At 70.8% G+C, this 19,372-nt stretch carries 20 protein-coding genes; 13 read left to right on the top strand and 7 right to left on the bottom strand.

The window, feature by feature from the left end; genetic code table 11:
* The first annotated feature begins 90 nt into the window (after positions 1 to 90).
* The 6 genes from MKK60_RS21020 to MKK60_RS20995 all read left to right on the top strand — a co-directional run bounded on the left by MKK60_RS21020 (position 91) and on the right by MKK60_RS20995 (position 4,730).
* Entirely contained in the window at positions 91 to 612 is a 522-nt protein-coding gene (locus tag MKK60_RS21020; protein WP_243934627.1) for a DedA family protein, read from the top strand.
* The gene (locus MKK60_RS21015; protein ID WP_243934626.1) at positions 612 to 1,400 is read left to right on the top strand and encodes a cobalamin-binding protein; all 789 of its coding nucleotides are present in this window, start codon (positions 612 to 614) and stop codon (positions 1,398 to 1,400) included. Before MKK60_RS21020 ends, MKK60_RS21015 begins: the two co-directional genes overlap by 1 nt.
* A gap of 83 nt (positions 1,401 to 1,483) precedes the next feature.
* Complete coding sequence (locus MKK60_RS21010) at positions 1,484 to 2,011, top strand: MmcB family DNA repair protein (RefSeq protein WP_147858828.1); 528 nt, start codon at positions 1,484 to 1,486, stop codon at positions 2,009 to 2,011.
* Between the two features lie 143 nt (positions 2,012 to 2,154).
* Positions 2,155 to 3,261, top strand: coding sequence for a branched-chain amino acid ABC transporter substrate-binding protein (locus MKK60_RS21005; protein ID WP_243988445.1), 1,107 nt, complete (start codon positions 2,155 to 2,157; stop codon positions 3,259 to 3,261).
* A gap of 235 nt (positions 3,262 to 3,496) precedes the next feature.
* A complete protein-coding gene (gene infA / locus MKK60_RS21000; protein ID WP_147025743.1) occupies positions 3,497 to 3,772 on the top strand; it encodes a translation initiation factor IF-1 in 276 nt (91 codons plus the stop codon).
* Positions 3,773 to 3,782: 10 nt separating this feature from the next.
* Positions 3,783 to 4,730: a DMT family transporter gene (locus MKK60_RS20995; RefSeq protein WP_243988458.1), complete on the top strand. Its 948-nt coding sequence runs from the start codon at positions 3,783 to 3,785 to the stop codon at positions 4,728 to 4,730.
* 37 nt (positions 4,731 to 4,767) lie between these two features.
* Here MKK60_RS20995 and MKK60_RS20990 read toward each other — a convergent pair whose 3' ends face one another.
* Both MKK60_RS20990 and MKK60_RS20985 read right to left on the bottom strand, forming a co-directional pair.
* A complete protein-coding gene (locus MKK60_RS20990) occupies positions 4,768 to 5,070 on the bottom strand; it encodes a hypothetical protein (protein WP_147726188.1) in 303 nt (100 codons plus the stop codon).
* Between the two features lie 174 nt (positions 5,071 to 5,244).
* Positions 5,245 to 5,994 (bottom strand): class I SAM-dependent methyltransferase, encoded by a 750-nt coding sequence (locus tag MKK60_RS20985; protein ID WP_243988444.1) that lies wholly within the window; start codon positions 5,992 to 5,994, stop codon positions 5,245 to 5,247.
* A 128-nt stretch (positions 5,995 to 6,122) separates the two neighbouring features.
* Here MKK60_RS20985 and MKK60_RS20980 point away from each other — a divergent pair, with 128 nt between their 5' ends.
* Both MKK60_RS20980 and MKK60_RS20975 read left to right on the top strand, forming a co-directional pair.
* A complete protein-coding gene (locus MKK60_RS20980) occupies positions 6,123 to 6,728 on the top strand; it encodes a sulfite oxidase-like oxidoreductase (RefSeq protein ID WP_243934622.1) in 606 nt (201 codons plus the stop codon).
* Positions 6,721 to 7,437: an FAD-binding oxidoreductase gene (locus MKK60_RS20975; RefSeq protein ID WP_243988443.1), complete on the top strand. Its 717-nt coding sequence runs from the start codon at positions 6,721 to 6,723 to the stop codon at positions 7,435 to 7,437. Before MKK60_RS20980 ends, MKK60_RS20975 begins: the two co-directional genes overlap by 8 nt.
* 63 nt (positions 7,438 to 7,500) lie before the next feature.
* On the opposite strand, the gene MKK60_RS20970 is transcribed toward MKK60_RS20975, so the two are convergent.
* The 3 genes from MKK60_RS20970 to MKK60_RS20960 form a co-directional block, all read right to left on the bottom strand.
* Positions 7,501 to 8,586: a phytanoyl-CoA dioxygenase family protein gene (locus MKK60_RS20970; protein ID WP_243988442.1), complete on the bottom strand. Its 1,086-nt coding sequence runs from the start codon at positions 8,584 to 8,586 to the stop codon at positions 7,501 to 7,503.
* Between the two features lie 239 nt (positions 8,587 to 8,825).
* A complete protein-coding gene (locus tag MKK60_RS20965) occupies positions 8,826 to 9,227 on the bottom strand; it encodes a hypothetical protein (protein WP_243988441.1) in 402 nt (133 codons plus the stop codon).
* Positions 9,228 to 9,247: 20 nt separating this feature from the next.
* Complete coding sequence (locus MKK60_RS20960) at positions 9,248 to 9,931, bottom strand: calcium:proton antiporter (RefSeq protein WP_243988440.1); 684 nt, start codon at positions 9,929 to 9,931, stop codon at positions 9,248 to 9,250.
* Between the two features lie 231 nt (positions 9,932 to 10,162).
* Here MKK60_RS20960 and MKK60_RS20955 point away from each other — a divergent pair, with 231 nt between their 5' ends.
* Complete coding sequence (locus tag MKK60_RS20955) at positions 10,163 to 11,899, top strand: DEAD/DEAH box helicase (RefSeq protein WP_243988439.1); 1,737 nt, start codon at positions 10,163 to 10,165, stop codon at positions 11,897 to 11,899.
* A gap of 35 nt (positions 11,900 to 11,934) precedes the next feature.
* Here MKK60_RS20955 and MKK60_RS28515 read toward each other — a convergent pair whose 3' ends face one another.
* Both MKK60_RS28515 and MKK60_RS20945 read right to left on the bottom strand, forming a co-directional pair.
* A complete protein-coding gene (locus tag MKK60_RS28515; protein ID WP_279604192.1) occupies positions 11,935 to 12,936 on the bottom strand; it encodes a hypothetical protein in 1,002 nt (333 codons plus the stop codon).
* 283 nt (positions 12,937 to 13,219) lie between these two features.
* Positions 13,220 to 14,125: a DUF6925 family protein gene (locus MKK60_RS20945; RefSeq protein ID WP_243988438.1), complete on the bottom strand. Its 906-nt coding sequence runs from the start codon at positions 14,123 to 14,125 to the stop codon at positions 13,220 to 13,222.
* A 123-nt stretch (positions 14,126 to 14,248) separates the two neighbouring features.
* Here MKK60_RS20945 and MKK60_RS20940 point away from each other — a divergent pair, with 123 nt between their 5' ends.
* From MKK60_RS20940 to MKK60_RS20925, 4 genes are all read left to right on the top strand, one after another.
* A complete protein-coding gene (locus MKK60_RS20940) occupies positions 14,249 to 15,712 on the top strand; it encodes an ATP-binding protein (RefSeq protein ID WP_409567435.1) in 1,464 nt (487 codons plus the stop codon).
* Between the two features lie 61 nt (positions 15,713 to 15,773).
* Positions 15,774 to 16,433, top strand: coding sequence for a response regulator (locus tag MKK60_RS20935; RefSeq protein ID WP_409567434.1), 660 nt, complete (start codon positions 15,774 to 15,776; stop codon positions 16,431 to 16,433).
* A 47-nt stretch (positions 16,434 to 16,480) separates the two neighbouring features.
* On the top strand, positions 16,481 to 17,161 hold the full coding sequence (locus MKK60_RS20930; RefSeq protein WP_243988437.1) for a TenA family protein: 681 nt from the start codon (positions 16,481 to 16,483) through the stop codon (positions 17,159 to 17,161).
* Positions 17,162 to 17,503: 342 nt separating this feature from the next.
* Positions 17,504 to 19,078 (top strand): integrase arm-type DNA-binding domain-containing protein, encoded by a 1,575-nt coding sequence (locus MKK60_RS20925; protein WP_279604191.1) that lies wholly within the window; start codon positions 17,504 to 17,506, stop codon positions 19,076 to 19,078.
* Positions 19,079 to 19,372 lie beyond the last annotated feature (294 nt).

The following is a 19,372-nucleotide window of genomic DNA, read 5'->3' as shown; positions in this document are numbered from 1 at the left end:
GATCTCCCCGGCACGCGTGGCCTCCGCGGCGTGTTACCGGCTTTCGGCATCCCGCGCACCCGGCACCCCCCATCCTCGACAAGGCGGACCATGGATTTCGAATCGCTGCGCGTCTCCGCCCTCGCCTTCGTCGAGGCGCACCGGGCGTGGACGCCGCTGATCGTCGGCGCGTTGGCCTTCTGCGAATCCATCGCCTTCCTGTCGCTGCTGGTGCCGGCCACCGTGATCCTGATCGGCATCGGCGCGATGATCGGGGCGACCGACATCGCGTTCTGGCCGGTGGTGGCCGCGGCGGCCGTCGGCGCGGCCCTCGGCGATTGGCTCTCCTACGAGTTCGGCCGGTCCTACGGCGAGGGCGCCAAGCGCCTGTGGCCGATGCGGCGCTACCCCGAGATGGTCGCCAAGGGCGAGGTCTTCCTGAAGCGCTGGGGCGCGGCGGCGGTGGCGCTTGGGCGGTTCTTCGGGCCCGCCCGCGCGGTGGTGCCGCTGATCGCCGGCATGTTCGGGGTCGCCCGGCTGCCGTTCCAGGTGGCCAACGTCCTCTCGGCCCTCGTCTGGGCCTTCGTGCTCCTGGCACCGGGTGCCGGGCTGCTGGCGTGGTTCCAGGGCTGATGCGCCGGTTTCCACCCGAGCGCATCGTCTGCCTCACCGAGGAGACCGTCGAGACGCTGTACCTGCTCGGCCAGGAGCGCCGCATCGTCGGGGTGTCGGGCTATGCCGTGCGTCCGCCGCGGGTCCGGCGCGAGAAGCCGCGCGTGTCGGCCTTCACCAGCGCGGACCTGCCGAAGATCCTCGCGCTCGAGCCCGATCTCGTCCTCGCCTTCTCCGATCTCCAGGCGAACATCGCCGCCGACCTCGCCCGGGCCGGGATCGCCGTGCACCTGTTCAACCAGCGCGACGTCGCCGGCTGCCTCGCGATGATCCGCACGCTCGGCGCCCTCGTCGGCGTGCCGGACCGGGCCGACGCCCTGGCGCAGGGTTATGCCGACGCGTTGGCACGGGCGGCCGCCGAGGTCGCGGGCCGTCGGCGGCCCCGCGTCTATTTCGAGGAATGGGACGAGCCGATGATCTCCGGCATCGGCTGGGTCTCGGAGCTGATCGGCCTCGCCGGCGGCGACGACGTGTTTCCCGACCGCGCCCGGATGGCCGCCGCCGTCGACCGGATCGTCGCGCCCGAGGCCGTGATCGCGGCGGCGCCCGACGTCGTCCTGGCCTCGTGGTGCGGGAAGAAGGTCAATGTCGCGCGCATCGCATCCCGCCCGGGATGGGCGGCGATCCCGGCGGTGCGGGATGGCCGCATCCACGAGATCAAGTCGCCGCTGATCCTGCAGCCCGGCCCGGCCGCGCTCACGGACGGGTTCGCCGCGATCCGCGCGGCGCTGGCAGGATCGCTCGCGTGATCTCCGGCCGCAGGTGACAAGCGCAGTCCGGGCTTGGCAAGATGCGCCGTCCCGATTCGGCACAGGCCGCCACACGAGAGACGATGTCGTCAGCCCTCGCCCATGCTCTTCCGGCCGAAGCCCGCACGGTCGACGCCGCGCCGGACCTGATCCTGCCGCCCGACCGGCGCCAGTCGCCGACGGCGCTGAGGATCCAGCGCGGGGTGCGCCGCCTGTTCTCCGAGATGGGCTGCGCCACCCTGCCCGAGTTCTCGTTGGTCAACGGGCGCCGCGCCGACGTGATCGCCTTGTGCGGCGCCGGGCGCCTGACCATCGTCGAGATCAAGTCGAGCGTGGCGGACTTCCGCGCCGACCGGAAATGGCCCGACTACCGCGACTTCTGCGACCGCTTCTTCTTCGCGATCCCGGACACGGTGCCGGAATCGCTGATCCCGGACGAATGCGGCCTGATCGTCGCCGACGCCTTCGGCGGGCTGGTGATCCGCGAGGCGCCCGAGCACCCGCTCTCCGGCCCGCGCCGCAAGGCCGTGACGCTGCGCTTCGCCCACAGCGCCGCCCGGGTCTTGCACAGCCTCGCCGATCCGGGCGCGATCCGCGACGGCGCGCTCTGAAAGCCTGGTCGTCATGCCCGGAAACACGGCGTGCTGATCGACCGTCGGACCGGCGCCGCTTCGCTTTCGCCGGCGCGGCGCGGCGGCTAAGCTGTCCCGAGGTCATCGCGGCCGCCGCTCCGGCCGCTGCGGTATGGGTTTCGATGCGCGCACTGATCGGGATCGTCACGGCACTTCTGCTCGCTGCGCCGGCCGCGGCCCAGACGGTCACCAAGATCGGGCTGTCGGCTCCGCTCACCGGGCCGGACGCCGCCTTCGGCCAGGGCATGCGGCTCGGCGCCGAGCAGGCCGTCGCCGACCTCAACCGCGCGGCCGGCGCGTCCGGCCGCAAGTTCGCGCTGGTGGTCGCGGACGATGCCGGCGACGCGAAGCAGGGCGTCGCGGTCGCCAGGCGCTTCGCCGCGGACGGCATCCGCCTCGTGGTCGGGCCGCTCGAATCCTCGGTCGCGGCCGCCACCGCCGCGATCTACGACGATGCCGGCATCGTCGTGGTCACGCCGGGGGCGTCCTGGGCCGCGCTGACGCGCCGGGGCCACGCGACCCTGTTCCGCATCGTCGCCGGCGACGCGCAGCAGGGCGAGGCCGCCGGCCGCTACCTGCTCGCGCACGAAGCGGGGCGCCGCGTCGCCATCGTCCACGACCGAACCACCTTCGGCCGCGGCCTTGCGGACGCGGTCTCCGCGACGCTCAAGGCCGCCGGCAGGCCCGAGGTCGCGTTCGAGAGCCTGCCGCGCGGCAGCCGGGACGCTGCGGACCTCGCCGCGACGCTGAAGGCCGCCCGCGTCGACGCGGTCTACTTCGGCGGGCTGGCGCCGGAGGCGGCGACGCTCGCGCACGCGATGCGCGACGCCGGATCGACCGCCCGGCTGGTGGCGAGCGACGGCATCCTCGACCGGGACTTCGCGACGCTCGCGTCGGCCGCCGGCGAGGGGACGGTGATGACCGTCCCGGCCGAGCCGGTGCGGCTTCCCGAGGTCAGGGGCCGCCCGCCCCGCACCGCGGAAGCCGATGCGCTCGCCGGGCCGACCTATGCGGCGGTCGAGGTGCTGGCGCAGGCGATCGACCGGGCGAAGTCTCGGGACGGGCGCACGGTCGCCGCAGCACTCCGGGGCGCGCCCTTCCGCACGATCCAGGGCGAAATCGCCTTCGATGCGCAGGGCGACCCGAGCTCGGGTGCCGTAGCCCTCAAGGTCTGGAAGCGTGCGCCGGACGGCCGGCTCGATTACGCGGGCAACGAGACGGCGCCGTAGGATCAACCGTTTCGCACAGGAATCGTCCGGGAACGGCGCTTTTTGTGTCGACGCCGCAGTGGTCGCGAGGCGGCGAAGCTTGCTTGCGTGGCAGGAGGCCCCTACATCGTGCCCGACACTTGATGGCTTGGCGCCTCCGGATACGGACCCGCCGCCGCCGCGTTCATCGAATTGCCGTGACGAAAGATCGTGCGCCGGAACGCCTGCTTCCAGACGGTCCGACTGGAGAGGGTGAATGGCGAAAGAAGAATTGATGCAGTTCGACGGTCTCGTTCTCGAGATCCTGCCGGATGCGCGCTACCGGGTGCAGCTCGATCAGGGCCACGAGATCGTCGCCTACACTGCCGGCAAGATGAAGAAGAACCGCATCAAGACGCTGGCCGGCGACCGCGTCACCGTCGAGATGTCGCCCTACGACCTCGAGAAGGGCCGCCTCGTGTTCCGTCACAAGGACGAGCGCTCGGCCGGCCCGCGTCCGCCGGTGCGCGGCGGCCAGTTCCGCCGCCGCTGAGCGGCCGGCGATTCCCACGCCTCCCCGGACCGTCGCGGCCTATCCCCTCCTGACGTTGACCGCCCTGCTCTGGGCGGGCAACGCGGTGGCGGGGAAGTGGGCGCCGGGCCACGTCTCGCCGCAAGCGATCACGTCGCTGCGCTGGGCCGTGGTCTGCGTTGTGCTGTGGCTGTTCGCCCGGCGCCGCATCGCGGCCGATTGGCCGGGCATGCGCGGCCATTGGCGGCTCGTCCTTCTGATGGGCGGCCTTGGCTACACGGCGTTCAACAGCCTGTTCTACGCCGCCGGGGCCTACACCAGCGCGATCAACCTCGCCCTGTTCCAGGGCTCGATCCCCGTTCTGGTGATTCTGATGAACTACGGTCTCTATCGGACCCGGGTCACGTCCGGCCAAGCGATCGGCGTGCTCGTGACCCTCCTCGGCGCGGCGGTGGCCGCGACGCACGGCGACTGGCACGTGCTCGCCACCCTCGGCTTCAATCGCGGCGACGTGTTGATCTTCATCGCCTGCCTGTTCTATGCCGGCTACACCATCGCCCTGCCGCACCGCCCGGCCATTTCCGGGCTGAGCTTCTTCGCGGCGATGGCGCTGATGGCCTTCGTCACCTCCCTGCCGCTTCTGGCGATCGAGGCGGCGTCCGGCCGGGTGATCTGGCCGGGGATCGAGGGCTGGGCGATCGTGGCGTTCGTCGCGCTCGGGCCGTCGCTGGCCGCGCAGCTGTTCTTCATGCGCGGTGTCGAGCTGATCGGGCCGAACCGGGCCGGCCTGTTCGTCAATCTCGTGCCGATCTTCGGCGCCGGGCTCGCCGTGCTCGTGGTCGGAGAGCCCTTCGGCACCAATGAGGCCGTCGCGCTGGCCCTGGTGCTCGGCGGCATCTTCTGCGCGGAACGGCTCGGGCGCGGCCCAGGCCCGGCCATCGTTGAGCCCGCCGCGCTGCGGGACCGGCCGAGACCTTGAGCGCGGCCGGTGCTGCCACCGGCCGCGGATCGATCGCTTATTCGCAGACGCGGACGCGGCGGATGAACACGTCGCCATAGGCGTCGATCGTCCGGCGGCGCTCGAAGTGGCAGACCGGGCCGTAATCTTCCTCGACGTAGACCGGGCGCGGGGCGCGGTAGACCGGCTGGCCAGGATAGTAGCCGTTCTGCGAGGAGGCGATCGCGCCGCCGACGGCGAGGCCGCCGAGCACGCCGAGCGCGGCTGCGCCGCCGGCGCCGATGCCGTCACGGGCTTCAGCCGCGGGTGCTGCGGCGACGAGGCTCCCGGCGAGGAGAGCAACGGAAAGAATTCGGATCATGGTTCGTCCCCTCGGGATCTGTCGTGGTCGCAATGTCCGGCCGGTTCGTAAACGAAATGCGAACGCCGCAGGCTTCGAAGCCCATCGCACGATCACGTTCGTGTTGGGCCGCGGATCGCAACACAGATCAGCGTGCTTTGAGGCGAATCTTCGACGTCCGATCGACGCTGCCGCTCACAGCCGCGCGAGTCGCAGCGCCAGCGGCCAGCGTACGGCGCGGCGGTGCTCGGCCGGCCCCCACGACGCGGCGAGCGCGTCCTGGAACGCGTCGACCGGCGCCCGGCCGACCGCCGTCTCGAGCCCCCGCAGCGCCGACCATGTCTCGACGTAGCCCACAAGGTCGGGAAGACGCCACGCGACGGTGATCGCGAGGTCCGGCGCGACGAACTCCGCGAAGGGGAACGGCAGCGAGCGGTATCCCGCCTCGACATGCCTGCGCTCCGGCGGCCAGTACGGTCCGGCGACGTTGCGGTAGAAATGCTGCACCACCGCGTCGGGTGCGCCCTCGACGTGGAGGATGCCGTAGCTGACGAGCGCCAGCACGGCGCCCGGGCGGGCGACGCGGCGGACCTCCGCGTAGAAGGCGTCGAGGTCGAGCCAATGGGCGGCCTGCGCCACGGTGATCAGATCGACGCTCGCCGCCGGCAGGCCGCTCCGCTCGGCCGCCCCGATCCGGTACGCGACGCGGGGATGCGGCGTCGCGTTCGCGATCTGCGCGGCGCTGGCATCGGTGGCGACGACGGCGTCGAAATGCTCGGCGAGCGGCGTCGAGAGCTGGCCGGTGCCGCAGGCGCAATCGAGCGCGCGGTCTCGACCGGGCGCGCATTCGGCGAGGAACGCGACGAGCGCCGGCGGATAGGTCGGCCTGTGCGCGGCGTAGCCGGCCGCATGGGACGAGAAATGATCCTTGAAGGCCGGGTCCATCGTCGTCGCCCTGTCGATTGCGTGCCGCGGGGCGAGCGTAGCGCCGCCGTTGCGTTCGCTGAAGCCGGTGCTTGACGGCGCCGGCCATTCCGGCTGCAACCGGCGCAAGCAGCATCGGAGCGATACGAATGGCGACACGAGGCTTCGTCGGCCGGCGCAGTCCGGAAGAGACGCAGAAGCGGCTGCCTCCCGGGCAGCATCGCGTCGAGGATTTCCCGATCCTCCAGATCGGGCCGAACCCGGTGATCGATCTCGCCACCTGGCGCTTCACGCTGCGGGACGGCGCGAAGCCGCTGAAATCCTGGGACTGGGACGCGTTCCAGGGGCTGCCGCGGACCACGTGGCAGGGCGACATCCACTGCGTCACCAAGTGGTCGAAGTTCGACACCGGCTGGGAGGGCGTGAGTTTCGACGACCTCCTCGCCGATGCCGGCATCGCGGCCCCGACCGATTTCCTGCTCGCCGAGGGCTACGACGACTATTCGACCAACGTCCCCGTCGCCGACCTCGTCGGCGGGCGCGCGATGATCGCGACGCATTACGAGGGGGCGCCGATCGAGCCGGACCATGGCGGCCCGGCCCGCCTGCTCGTGCCGCACCTCTACCTGTGGAAGAGCGCGAAGTGGGTGAAGGGCCTGCGCTTCACCAAGAAGGACGAGGCCGGTTTCTGGGAGATGCGCGGCTACCACATGTACGGCGACCCGTGGCGCGAGCAGCGCTACACCGGTGACTGAGGCCGCCGATCTCCGCTGGCGCGAGGGCGTGATCACGGCGATCGCGCCGGTCACCGCGCGAGTGAAGAGCTTTCGCCTGCGCACCAAGATCGCCGACGCCTACCGGCCGGGCCAGCACGTCGACGTGCGCCTCACCGCCGAGGATGGCTACCGGGCGCAGCGCAGCTACTCGATCGCCTCGGCGCCGGACGGCTCGGGGACGATCGAGCTGATGATCGAGGGGCTGGAGGGCGGCGAGGTCTCGAGCTTCTTCCACGAGATCGCCGAGCTCGGCGACGCGATCGAGCTGCGCGGGCCGATCGGCGGCTCGTTTTCCTGGGGGCCGGCCGATGGCGGGCCGCTGCTGCTCGTCGGCGGCGGCTCCGGCGTGGTGCCGCTGCTCGCCATGCTGCGCCACCGCGCGGTCGCCGCGCCCGAGATCCCGGCGCTGCTGCTCTATTCGGCCCGGACGCGGAGCGACGCCGTCGCGCTCGCCGAGATCGAGGCGCGTGCCGGCGCCGAGCCGGGCCTGTCGCTGACATTCACCGCGACGCGTGAAGGCGGACGCCGGATCGACGCGGCGATGGTCGCCGAAGCCCTCGACAGGCTCGGCCAGCCGGCCCGGGTCTTCGTCTGCGGCGCCACGCCGTTCGTCCGCACGGCCGCGACGCTGCTTGTCGAGGCGGCCGTTGCGCCGGGCCTGATCCGCACGGAGCGGTTCGGCGGCTAGGGTCTTTTGCGCAGTGGCGGCCGGTGCGCGCGAGACGGATGCGACCTCGCGATGCTCCGGGATTCAGGAGCGGACGATCTGGCTGCGCCGCTTGATGTCGGGGCTCGATGCGCCGCAGGTCGGCAGGCTCTCCACCGGGCCGTGCACCGCCGAGGTCGTCGCCGAGAGGTCGTGGTAGCAGACGCAGCCCTCGGCGAAGTAGTGGTGTACCAGCGCCTTGCGCGACCGGCTCACGTCGTTGCGCGGCGAGCCGCCGTGCAGGAGGTTGGCGTGCCAGAACAGCACGTCGCCCTTCTTCGCGAGGAAGCGCTGCGGCGCGATGCCGTGCTCGGCGATCGTGTGCTTGATCGCCGGCTCGTAGCGCTCGGCGTAGGCCGCGTAGCCCTTCTCGCGGAAATCCTCCGTCGAGATGCCGACATCGTGGCTGAACACGTAAGGCAGCCGGTGGCTGCCGGGATAATAGACCAGCGGACCCGAATCCGCGTGGATGTCCTCCATCGCGACCCAGCAGGCGGCGAGGTAGCCGAGCGGGTAGGTCGTCATATGGATCGAATCCGAGTGCTCGGATTGCTGGCTGCCCTTGTGCGAGGCGATGGTCTGGAACGGGATCGCCCGCCGTCCGAGCACCATGCTGCTGAAGTTGAACAGCACCGGATGCTCGAGCAGGTGATCAAGTTCCTCGACCGTCAAGTGCGGGTTGAGGTAGCGGCCGGGATGGGGGTCGTCGTCGGTCGCCTTCTCCGGCGCGAGCGTGATGTCGCCTCGCGCGATCGCGGCCTCGTAGGCGGCCCAGGCCGCGTCGATCGTGTCGGGATCGACCGCGCCGCGGGCGACGTAATACCCGTTCTCGACCCAGAAACGGCACATCTCGGCCTGCTTCGGGGTCAGCTCCCCGCGCGCCAGCCGCCGCTCGATCGTCTCGGCGGCATCGGGCTGGTCAAGCCACGGGGTCGGCCCGGATTCGGGAAAGTTCTCCGAACGGAACACCTTGATGCAGCCGATGTCGACCGGGATGTCGGCATCGACGACGTTGGGCGCTCCCGGCCGCGAGACGGGAAGGATCGCGGGTTTCTCGTTCCGTCCGAGCGCGAGGCCTCGGGCCGCGTTCGCCCAGGTCTTCACCGTGTCCGCTACGCCCGCACGCGCCATCGCTCCGCTCCGCCGTTGAAAACCACTCGCCCCGACGTGCAATCCGACATCCGATTCGGGTCATACTGAGGCCGTCGGCCAACGGATACCGTCCGTTGCCGCCCCGGGAAAGCGGCTTGGAGGAACGGCAATCCTGCCTTCATCGGTCGATCGACGAAGCCGGGACGCCGGACGCCCCGGCTGCGATCCGTCGGCACGATCCCATCGCCCCGCGCGACGACATGGTCGGGGCGGGAGGTTCAGGGGCTGAAGATCAGGACCAGATAAACGAAGAACACGATCAGGTGCACCGCGCCCTCGAGCACCGTGGTGCGCAGGCCCGAGAAGGTCAGCGTGCTCAGGATCAGGGTCACGGCGAGCAGGGTCATCTCGGTCGGCTTGAGACCGAGGACCACGGTCTGCCCGGTGATCAGGCCGACCGCGAGCACGGCCGGCACGGTCAGGCCGATGGTCGAGGTCGCGGCGCCGAGGCAGAGATTGATCGCGCGCTGCAACTCGTTGCGGGCGATCGCCTTCAATGCAGAGATCGCCTCGGGCGTGAACACGATCGCCGCGATCAGCACGCCCGAGAGGGCGGACGGGGCGCCGAGGGCGGCGATGCCGTGGTCGAGGATGGTCGCGAGGCTCTTCGACAGGAGCACGATCGGCAGGATGTTGGCGATCAGCAGGATCGTGTGCCGGACGATGCTGCCGGCGGATGCCTTTTCGCCCTCGGGCCCCTCGCGTTCCGCTCCGTGGCTCGGCCCCGCGCCGCGTGGCCCTCCTCCTGGAAGAAATCGCTGTGCCGCCCGGTCTGGATCAGCAGGAACACCGCGTAGAGCGCAAGGGTGAAGCCCGAGAAGGTCACCGCCTGGAGCGTGGTCAGGGTCCCATCGCGCGTGGAGGTGGTGAAGTTCGGGATGATCAGCGCGAGGGTCGAGAGCGGGATGATCACCGACAGGAAGGCCGACGCCCCTTGCAGGTTGTAGCTTTGCTGGTGATGCCTGAGCCCGCCGACCAGCAGGCCGAGCCCGACGACGCCGTTCAGCACGATCATCAGCACCGCGAACATCGTGTCGCGCCCGAGCGTCGGCGCATCCTTGGCACCGAGCATCACCGCGGAGACCAGGGCCACCTCGATCACGACGATGGAGAGCGTGAGCACCAGGGTGCCGAGCGGCTCGCCGAGCAGGTCGGCGAGCTCTTCCGCCTCGTGCACCACGCCGAAGGCGCACCAGAAGATCGCGACGAGCAGCCAGGCGAACAGGGCCAGGGCCCAGAGTGGGCGGTCGAGGTCGCCGAGCCAGTCCTTGCCGAACCATGCGAAGGCGCCGACCGTCGCCCACGCCACCGCCAACCGCGCCATGCCCATTTATCGTCCGACCCGCCCGGATGCCCCACGCACCCGAAAGACCTTTAGGCGATCGGGAAGGCTTGCGCACACGCAACCGCCCCATGCGGGCCGGGACGTGGCGGAACCGCCGCGAAGGCGCTAGAGGATAGGGCTTCGCAACCCGAGTCGAGACCGGTGAGCCTGATAGAGAACCGCGCCCTGCGCCGGTTCCGACGGGACGGACGGTCGTGAAAGCCCCGCACCGTGCCGTTTCCGACCCTTCCCGCCCCGTTCGCGCGGGCGCTCGCCGACCATGACTACGCCGAACCCACACCGGTGCAGAGCGCCGTCCTCGAAGCGGCCGCCGACGGCAGAGACCTCCTGGTCTCGGCCCAGACCGGTTCGGGCAAGACCGTCGCCTACGGCCTCGCCATGGCCGGCCTGCTGCTCGACGGTGCCGAGATGCTGGCGCCGGCCGGTGCCCCGCTGGCGCTGGTCATCGCGCCCACGCGCGAGCTGGCGCTGCAGGTTCAGCGCGAGCTGATGTGGCTCTACGGCCCGGCCGGCGGCCGCGTCACGGCCTGCGTCGGCGGCATGGACCCGCGCCGCGAGGCGCGCGCGCTCAACGAGGGCACGCACATCGTCGTCGGCACGCCCGGGCGCCTGCGCGACCACCTTGAGCGCCGCACCCTCGTTACCGACCAGATGAGGGCCGTCGTGCTCGACGAGGCCGACGAGATGCTCGACCTCGGATTCCGCGAGGACATCGAGTTCATCCTCTCGGCGACGCCGAACGAGCGCAGCACCTTCCTGTTCTCGGCGACGCTGCCGAAGGCGATCGACAGCCTCGCCGCCCGCTACCAGCGCGACGCGCTGCGCCTGGCGGTGAAGAGCGAGACCCACGGTCACGCCGACATCGCCTACCGGGCGATCCGCGTGGTGCCGCGCGAGATCGAGCACGTCGTGCTCAACCTGCTGCGCGCCGCCGACGCGCCGACGGCGATCGTGTTCTGCAACACCCGCAACGCGGTGCGTCACCTCCAGGCGAGCCTGACCGAGCGCGGCTTCTCCACCGTGGCCCTGTCGGGGGAACTCGGCCAAGGCGAGCGCAACGCCGCGCTCCAGGCGCTGCGCGACGGCCGCGCGAAGGTCTGCGTCGCGACCGACGTCGCCGCCCGCGGCATCGACCTGCCGGGTTTGTCGCTCGTCATCCACGCCGACCTGCCGCACGACGCCGAGGTGCTGCAGCACCGCAGCGGCCGCACGGGACGCGCCGGCAAGAAGGGCACCAGCATCCTGCTGGTGCCGAACGCCCGCCGCCGCCGGGCCGAGCAGATGTTCCAGCTCGCCAAGATCAGCCCCGAATGGGGCGGTCCCCCGTCGGCCGACGAGATCCGGCGCCTCGACGGCGAGCGCATGCTGGAAGACCCGCTGTTCACCGAGGCGCCCGGCGAGGAGGATATCGCCCTCGCCGAGACGCTGGTCACCGGCCGCACCCCGCTCGAGCTCGCCGCCGCCCTCGCCCGCGTCTACCGCACCCGCCTGCCGGCGCCGGAGGAGGTCACCGATCCGGGCGACCAGTCCGGCCGCGGCTCCGCGAGCCGGCCGCCCTACGATCCGATGGACCCCGAGCGCATCGCGGCGATGGGCCCGGCGGTGTGGTTCCGGCTCAACCTCGGCCGGCGCGACAACGCCGACCCGCGGCGCCTGCTGCCGATGCTGACCCGCCGCGGCGGGATCGACCGCCAGGAGATCGGCGCGATCCGCATCTTCGACCGCGAGACCAAGTTCGAGGTGCGCGGCAACGCCGCCTCGCGCTTCGCGCAGGCCTTCGCCCGCAACGGCTCGCCGGAGATTCAGGTCGAGGCCCTGGTCGGCGATGCCCCGGTCGCCGAGCGCAAGGGGCCGGCCGGCTTCAAGAGTCCGCGCGCGGCCAAGCACGAGCGCCACATCGGCAAGCCAGAGGCGGCGAAGCCTTACGCCCGCAAGCCGCGCGCCTGAGCGCGGCCGACGTTGCCTCGCAGCGACCCGACCGGTCAGAACCGGTCGGGAATGCCCTTCACCGCATCGCCGAGCGCCTCGACGCTCTCGCGCAGCTTGCGCCCGGCCGGCGCCAGGGACGGCACCTTGATGCCGAACACCTCGGTGTCCTCGTCCTGCGCTTCCGCGGGCACCGCCTTGGCCTCGACCGCCGCGGGCTTGCGGGCGGCCGGCTTTTCCGCGACCGCCTTGCTCGCCGCTGGTGCCGCCGTGGCGGCGGGAGGCTTCGCGTGCGCCTCGATCCGCGGCTTCGCCTTCGAAGGCTTGGGCTTCGCGGCCTCGCGCTTCGCCAGCTCAGGTTTGGCCGCTTCGATCTTGGCCGCTTCGATCTTGGCCGTTTCGTCCACCGCCGATGCCGGACGGGTCGCGACCGCCTTCGGGGGCTCCGGCGGCAGGGCCGCGTAGGTCGCGGTCTCGGTCTTGGCGCGCACGGTCTCGGCCGCCAGCGGCGCGATGCCGGGCACGGTGCGAGCCGGCGCGACCAGGGTCGCCTGACGGGCCGGGCCGATCACCGGCACCTCGACGAGCGCCGGGACCGGTTTCGGCGCGGGTGCCGGCGTCGCGAGCTTGCTCGCGGCGACGGGCGGGTTCGGGGTGATGGCGGGCGTCGCCGGTGTCGGTACGGCGTCGGTGGCGACGGAGCCCGCGCGCAGCATCGGATCGATCCGCGCTTCGACGACCGGGGGCTCAGCCGGCTCGGGCGGCAGGATCTCGCGGATCTTCGGGATCGACGAGGGGCTGCCCGTCGCCAGCGCCGGCAGCCCGTCCTTCAGGTCGGGCCAGTCGGCGGCCTGCCGGCTTGTCACGATCGGCTTGGCGCGCTGCGGTCCGGCGAGGCCTGAGAGGTAGGTGCTGGCCGCGGCGGCAAAGGCCCCGGTCCCGGCCACCCCGATCACGCCGAACAGCGCGATGCGGGCCCAGGGGCGTCGTGCGGCCGGACGCGGCACCGTCTTCGGCGATTGCCGGGTCTCGGACGGGTCGAGGGCGAGATCATTCATCGGGGGGCGATCAAGGCAGGAGGTTGCATCGGGCACGCGAGGCGGATGCGACCGATCTCCCCATCACGGCCGCATCGCCTCCGAAGATGTTCCGCACGCGGAACTCGAGTGTGGATCAAGAACCGGCAATACGGCGCAACGATGTCGCCCCGCTTCGCGGCGCCGATCCCCGGGCTTCGACCTGTCGCATCTTCTGTGGAGAAGTCGTCGTCGCGCCGAGGTCTTGCGTAGACGGTGTGTGCTTAAGAACTCGTATCGGCGGGCGTCCTGCCCCGGTCGAGCCTCAGGGCCAACCTGCGAGGTGCACGGCCTGCGCCCGTGCCACGCGCTCGACCGCGCGGGTCCATCGGCTCGCCGGCCGAACGGGCGACGATGCGCCGGCCGCGACGGCCGCCTTCAGCGTCAAGCCGTCCCGATCGCCCCAGCGCGCGAGCAGAACCTGGAACGCGTCGTGCCGCGCACGCTCGAAGGGGATCGGCCGCAAAGCGGAATCGCGACAGGGATGGGGCGGGTAGAGATGGGCCACCGGCACCAGGCCGGCCGGGATCGGCGCCGTGGCCACGTGGGTGCGGCGGCGGCGCAGGATCTTCGGCACGACGTAGGCCCGCGGCCCGAACGGATCGCCGGCGCCGGACGACACCTCGATCCGCCCGAGCGGTCCCACGACGACCAAGTCTGCCCCGCCGCCCAACGCCTCCGGCCCGATCGCGCCATCGAAATCCGGCGGTGCGCAGCCGAGATGCGCGCGGAGCCGCGCGAGCGGTCCCGGCCGATCGGTCCTGACCCGGACGGAGACCTGCGCCGAGCCGAGACCCAGATCGAAGCTCACGGCCGCCCGCCGAGCCGGATCGAGCGCTTCGCGATCGGGGCCGAGCTCGGTGAACCTCGAGCAGGCGACGGCGCCGAATTCCGCAGCCGGCAGGCACAACGCGACCGCGTGGCTCCATCCGTCGCCCACCGGCATCTCGTAGGCGATCGGTCGCACCGCATCCGTCAGCGTCAGCGCGATGCCGCCCCTGGCGGTCCGCAGGCCAATCCGGCCCTCCCCGAGGATCCGGAACGGTTCGTCCGGCCGCCGGCGGAACTCGGCGGCCGCCCCGAACGCGCCGAGGTTCCACGCGCTCGCGGGATCGGCGAGCGCGGCGCAGAGGATGTCGCGATCGGTCGCGTCGAGGGCCATGGTGGGCATGGCTACGCCGGTCGTCGCGGAGGCTCAAGCGCCGTCTGCAACCGAAGGCTGCGATGTGGACCGCATGCCGAGCGCGCCTGCGCGGCATGGACTTCGCCGCGCGTCGCCGCCACCCTGCGCGGCGTGAGCGCCAGACCGATCTCCCTCCCGACACCGCCGGACGACGCGCCCGGCACCGCCTCCCCTGTTCCACCGCAGGCGATCCCGGCGGCCGGGTTCTGGAGCGGCTGGTCGACCCGCGCGCGGCTGATCGCCGTCGTCCTCGCCATCGACGTCGTCGCGGCCCTGGTCTCCTGCGGCGTCATCGTGATCAACGCGCGCACGGCGGTGAAGGTCGAGACGCGGGCATCGCTCTCCACCGTGGAATCGCTCGTCGCCGACACGATCCGCCTCCTCGACGCGGCTCCGCCCGAACGCCTGCTCCAGACCCTCGACCTGCGCTTCCAGATCATGCGCCACGTCCGCGTCACGGTGCGCGACGCCGCCGGCGCGACGGTGGGCGCGCCGATCGGCCAGCCGCGTCAGGAGAAGACGGCGCCGGCCTGGTTCGCAGACCTGATCATGCCGAAGATCGAGCAGCACGAGCTGCCGATCGTCACCGCCGGCCGCACGATCGGCACCGCGCGGATCACCACGCAGCCGATGGACGAGATCGACGAGATCTGGGTCTATGCGCGCGCCCTGTCGCTGACGACGTTCTGCATCAACGCGGCGATGCTGGCAGCCCTCTACCTTGCGCTCGGGCGCGTGCTGGCGCCGCTGGGCCGCCTCGCCGACGGCCTGACCCAGCTCGAGCGACACGATTATACCGCGCGGCTCGAAAACCCGGCGACCCACGAGTTCGCGGTGATCGCCACGCGCTTCAACCAGGTCGCGGAAGCGCTGAGTGCCGTCCGGGGCGCCAACGGCCGCCTAAAGCGGCAGCTGCTGACCGCGCAGGACGACGAGCGCCGCAGCACGGCGCTGGAACTGCACGACGAGTTCGGCCCCTGCCTGTTCGCCCTGGAAGCCAACGCGGCTTCCGTGAAGCGGCTCGCGACCGGCACGGCCGAGCCCGACCGGGACAAGCTCCTGGCGCGCGCCTCCGAGATCGCGGCGATCGTCGGCCAGGTGCAGAGCCGCAACCGCGACCTGCTCAACCGTCTGCGTCCGCACGCGCTCGGCCAGGTTCCGCTCGCCGACTGCCTCGACCTGCTGTTGCGCGACTTCGCCCGCCGACACCCCGAGACCCGATTCACCGGGCGGTTCCAAGGGCTCGCCCGCGGCTACGGCGATCTCGCCGACCTCACCGTGTTCCGTTGCATCCAGGAGAGCATGACCAACGCCGTGCGTCACGGCCACGCCGCGACGGTCACCGCCGAGGCGCGCGAGGGGAACGGCTCGCTGGTCGTGTCGATCGCCGACGACGGCACCGGGTTCGCGCCCGATCACGGCACCGGCCTCGGGCTCTCGGGCATGCGCGAGCGCGTCGAAGCGCTCGACGGAACGTTTGTTCTTGACAAGCACCCCCCGGGCGCCGTTGTCCGCATTATCATTCCCGTGGATGCGCAAAGGGGCGACGATGCCGACCCGGTGCGATCCGCCTGAGCGGCCTCGCCATCCCGAGCGATCCCCCGATGAAGTTCCCGGCTCGATGAACGCCTTTGCCATGAAGCCCGTTGCCGTCGAGACCCGGATGCCGGTCCTCGTGATCGACGATCATCCGATCGTGCTCCAGGGCTGCCGCCGGGTGCTGGAGGATGCCGGCATCGAGACGGTGGCCGAGGCGACCACCGTGGTCGACGGCTACCGGGCGTTCCACCGCCTGCGCCCGCCGATCGTGATCTGCGACCTGACGTTCCAGGGCAGCGGCCTGGCCGGCCTCGGCCTGATCCGCCGCATGTGCGCGGTCGAGCCCAAGACCCGCATCCTCGTGTTCAGCATGCACAACGATCCGGTGATCGTGGCACGCGCGCTCGAGGCCGGCGCGCTCGGCTACGTGCTCAAGGACCACGCCTCGGCCGAGCTGTTCGAGGCCTTCGAGAAGGTCCGGGCGGGGCAGGTCTACCTCGACCGGCGCCTCGCCACCGAGGTCGCGATGCTGCGCACCGACGCCCGCCGCACCCCCGAATCCCAGCTGACGCCGCGCGAGCAGCAGATCCTCGCGCGCCTCGCGCAGGGCAAGTCCTACGGCGCGATCGCGACCGACCTGTCAGTGAGCTACAAGACCGTGACCAACGCCTGCTCGCAGATGCGCCAGAAGCTCGGCGTGCGGACGCTGGCCGAGCTGATCCACGTCGCCGTCACCGAAGCCCAGCGTCAGGGTTGACCGATCCGGCGGCGGCCGCGCCGCGCGACACGACGAGAGGCCGAACCATGGGCGATGCGAAAACCGGCACGTTCTCGCAAGCCGCGTGGGCGCGCAACGCCGCGCTCTACGAGACCATCCGCACGATGCCGTTCAACGCCGAGCTGGGGACCGGCACGCTCGACCGGTCGCGCTTCACGCATTACATCGTCCAAGACGCCCATTACCTCATCGGCTTCGGCCGCGCCCTGAGTCTCGCCGCCGCCAAGGCGCCGGAGCCCGACGGCATCGTCCTGTTCGCCAAGGCGGCGGAAGAGGCGATCGTCGTCGAGCGCGCGCTCCACGGCGGCTTTTTCCGCGACTACGGCATCGGCGCGGAGGCCTTCGCGGCGACGCCGCTGACGCCGGCCTGCGATCACTACGTCGCGTATCTCATGGCGACGGCCTACGCCGAGCCGTTCGAGGTGCTGCTCGGGGCGCTGCTGCCGTGCTTCTGGATCTACGCCGAGGTCGGGCGGGACATCCTGGCGCGCGAGAGCGCCGGCAATCCCTATCGCGCCTGGATCGACACCTATTCCGGAACGGACTTCCAGGACGCCGTCGCCCGGATGATCGCGGCGACGGACGAAGCCGCCCGCGGGGCGTCGCCCACCCTGCGCGAGCGGATGCACAAGGCCTTCACCCACGCGACTAGGCTCGAATGGATGTTCTGGGACAGCGCCTACCGCGAAGCCGCCTGGCCGGTGTGACGGCGGATCCCGTGCGGCCGATCCAGCGCTCTAAGCACCGGCATCGGTAAGGACCGTTTCGACCCAACCTGCGTGCGTCGCGCCTCCTCGAAGGGAGAGGGGGACACACCACCGATTCGAAAGGGGCGGAACGATCGGATTGGAGCGGGCGACGGGAATCGAACCCGTATATTCAGCTTGGGAAGCTGAAACAACTGCTTCGTCAGCTACCATTGCGACCCTGACTTGTTTACCAAGCCTCTAATAGTCCACGGCTTTTAGCCGACCCGGGTAGAATGCCGTCTTGCCACGCCCGCGTTTCGCTCGCTGGTATCCAGGCTGGTATCCACCGCCGGGGGCACGATGGCACAGAACGTAAGCCGGGGCACGTACAGCCGCGAGCGCGTCCGCCTCGGGCCCGAGCACCTCCGCACCGCCAAGGCCCTGATCAAGGGCGGTCGCGTCGTCGGGCGCGGCGTCGAGTTCGCCGACACCCGCACGGCCGGCCTGATCCTGCGCGTGACGCCCAACAGCGCGAACTGGCTTCTCAAGCTGGAGACGGCGACCGTGCGGCTGGGGTCGATGGAAGCGCTTTCGGTCGACGCCGCCCGCGAGGCCGCCGCCCGGGCCAAGGCGGACGTCAAGGCTGGCCGCAGCCCGAAGGCCGAGTTGGCGCTCTTCGCGGTCGCGCTGGAGCATTCCGGCGGCGACGTGGCGCTGTCGGCGGAGGCCGCATTCCCGGAGACGCTGCCCGAGCAATCCGGCGAGGACCGGCGCCGGTATGGGCCCTGGCGCTGGTGCGACCTGGTGGACGAGTTCCTCGCCCACAAGCTGCCGAGGCTGAAGGTCGGTCGCTGGCCGGCTCAGTACGAGGGTCTGCTCCGGCACCCGGCCTTCTCGTTCATGAGCCACTACCCCGTCGCGGAGGTCAGCCTCGACGACCTGACGAAGGCCCGCGACGCCATCCGGGCGACGTCGGCATCCCAGGCCGCGCGCGCCGTCGCCCAGGGCAAAGAAATGTTGTCATGGGCCTGGGGCGAGGAAGGCCCCCGATCCGGTCTCAAGGATTTGGAGTTCCCCTGGTGGGAGAAGCGGTGGAACCTGCGCTACGTGTCGGAGCCAAGGGAGCATGCCCCCCGGCTCGACGAGATCGTCCGGACGATCCTCATCGCGGAGAGGAATCTACAGTTGGGCGGCAACAGCCTGGAGACGACACCCGGTACGCTGGCCGCCCTATGGGCGTTGGTCCTCACCGCCCAGCGAGCCGGCGCCTTGACGGGGACGAGGCGGGCCACGGTCCGGCCGTGGACGGAGCGGCCCGGCTGGATGGTTTGGACGTGGACGGGTCACGAGATGAAGGGCGGCCGCGCTGCCGGACGCCCCCACGCCATCCCGATGCCGCCAGAGGCGGTGGAGAGGATCTCGCGGTTCGAGGTCGACGAGGATTCCCCATTCCTGTTCCCGAGCCGGGTCGAGGGGAAGCATGTGACCCCCGTCGGGATCACGCAATTTTTCGACAGGTTGAGGGGTAAGACCAAGGCCGGACGGGTGGCGGGGAACGGGCGGAACGCGACGGCGCCGACAACCCGGAAAGCCGACCTGTTCGAGCAGCACGACATCCGACCGTGGGTACCCCACGACCTGCGGCGGACGATGACCGCCTTCCTGGAAGGCGAGCGCCTGGGCGGCGCAGCAAGCGCCATCCTCGCGCACAAGGCTCATCGCGCGGCCGGTACGCCGGACGAGGAGCGCGAGCTCATGCAGGCCATCACGCTCCGCCACTACTTCAGGGGCCAGCGCCTCGAATTGAAGGCCGCCGGCATGGAGATGTGGATCAAGGCCATCTTGGACGCCTACGACGAAGAAGCGCTCAAGATGGACCGCGCGGCCTCAGTGCCAGGGCGAGCTAAACGCCCTGCATCGAGACCCGGCACCTGACTACGTCTACCACCACGATAGGACGAAATCAGACGTCTTATGCGCACGATATATACAAATTCGAGAAATCGGCCGTCCTTATGTTCAATGATGAAAGTTTTATACATTAGTAGTCTGTTAATACATGCAAAGGCGACTTCGTATAGTCTGTGGATTGCATATCGATCTGATCGGATATCCCTTGCGCGGCGGCATGCGAGCTGCGATCTTCGGGATTCAGCCAGCCCACGAGGCCATCGTGAAACGAATACGCGCGCTCCCCTCACCGACGAAACCCACACCCGGGGCGTGACG

The organism is Methylobacterium sp. J-092 (assembly GCF_022829325.1).
In the GTDB taxonomy this organism is placed as follows: Bacteria; Pseudomonadota; Alphaproteobacteria; order Rhizobiales; family Beijerinckiaceae; genus Methylobacterium.
Note: the sequence above shows the minus strand (reverse complement) of the source record. Positions and strands in the feature narration are given on the sequence as shown.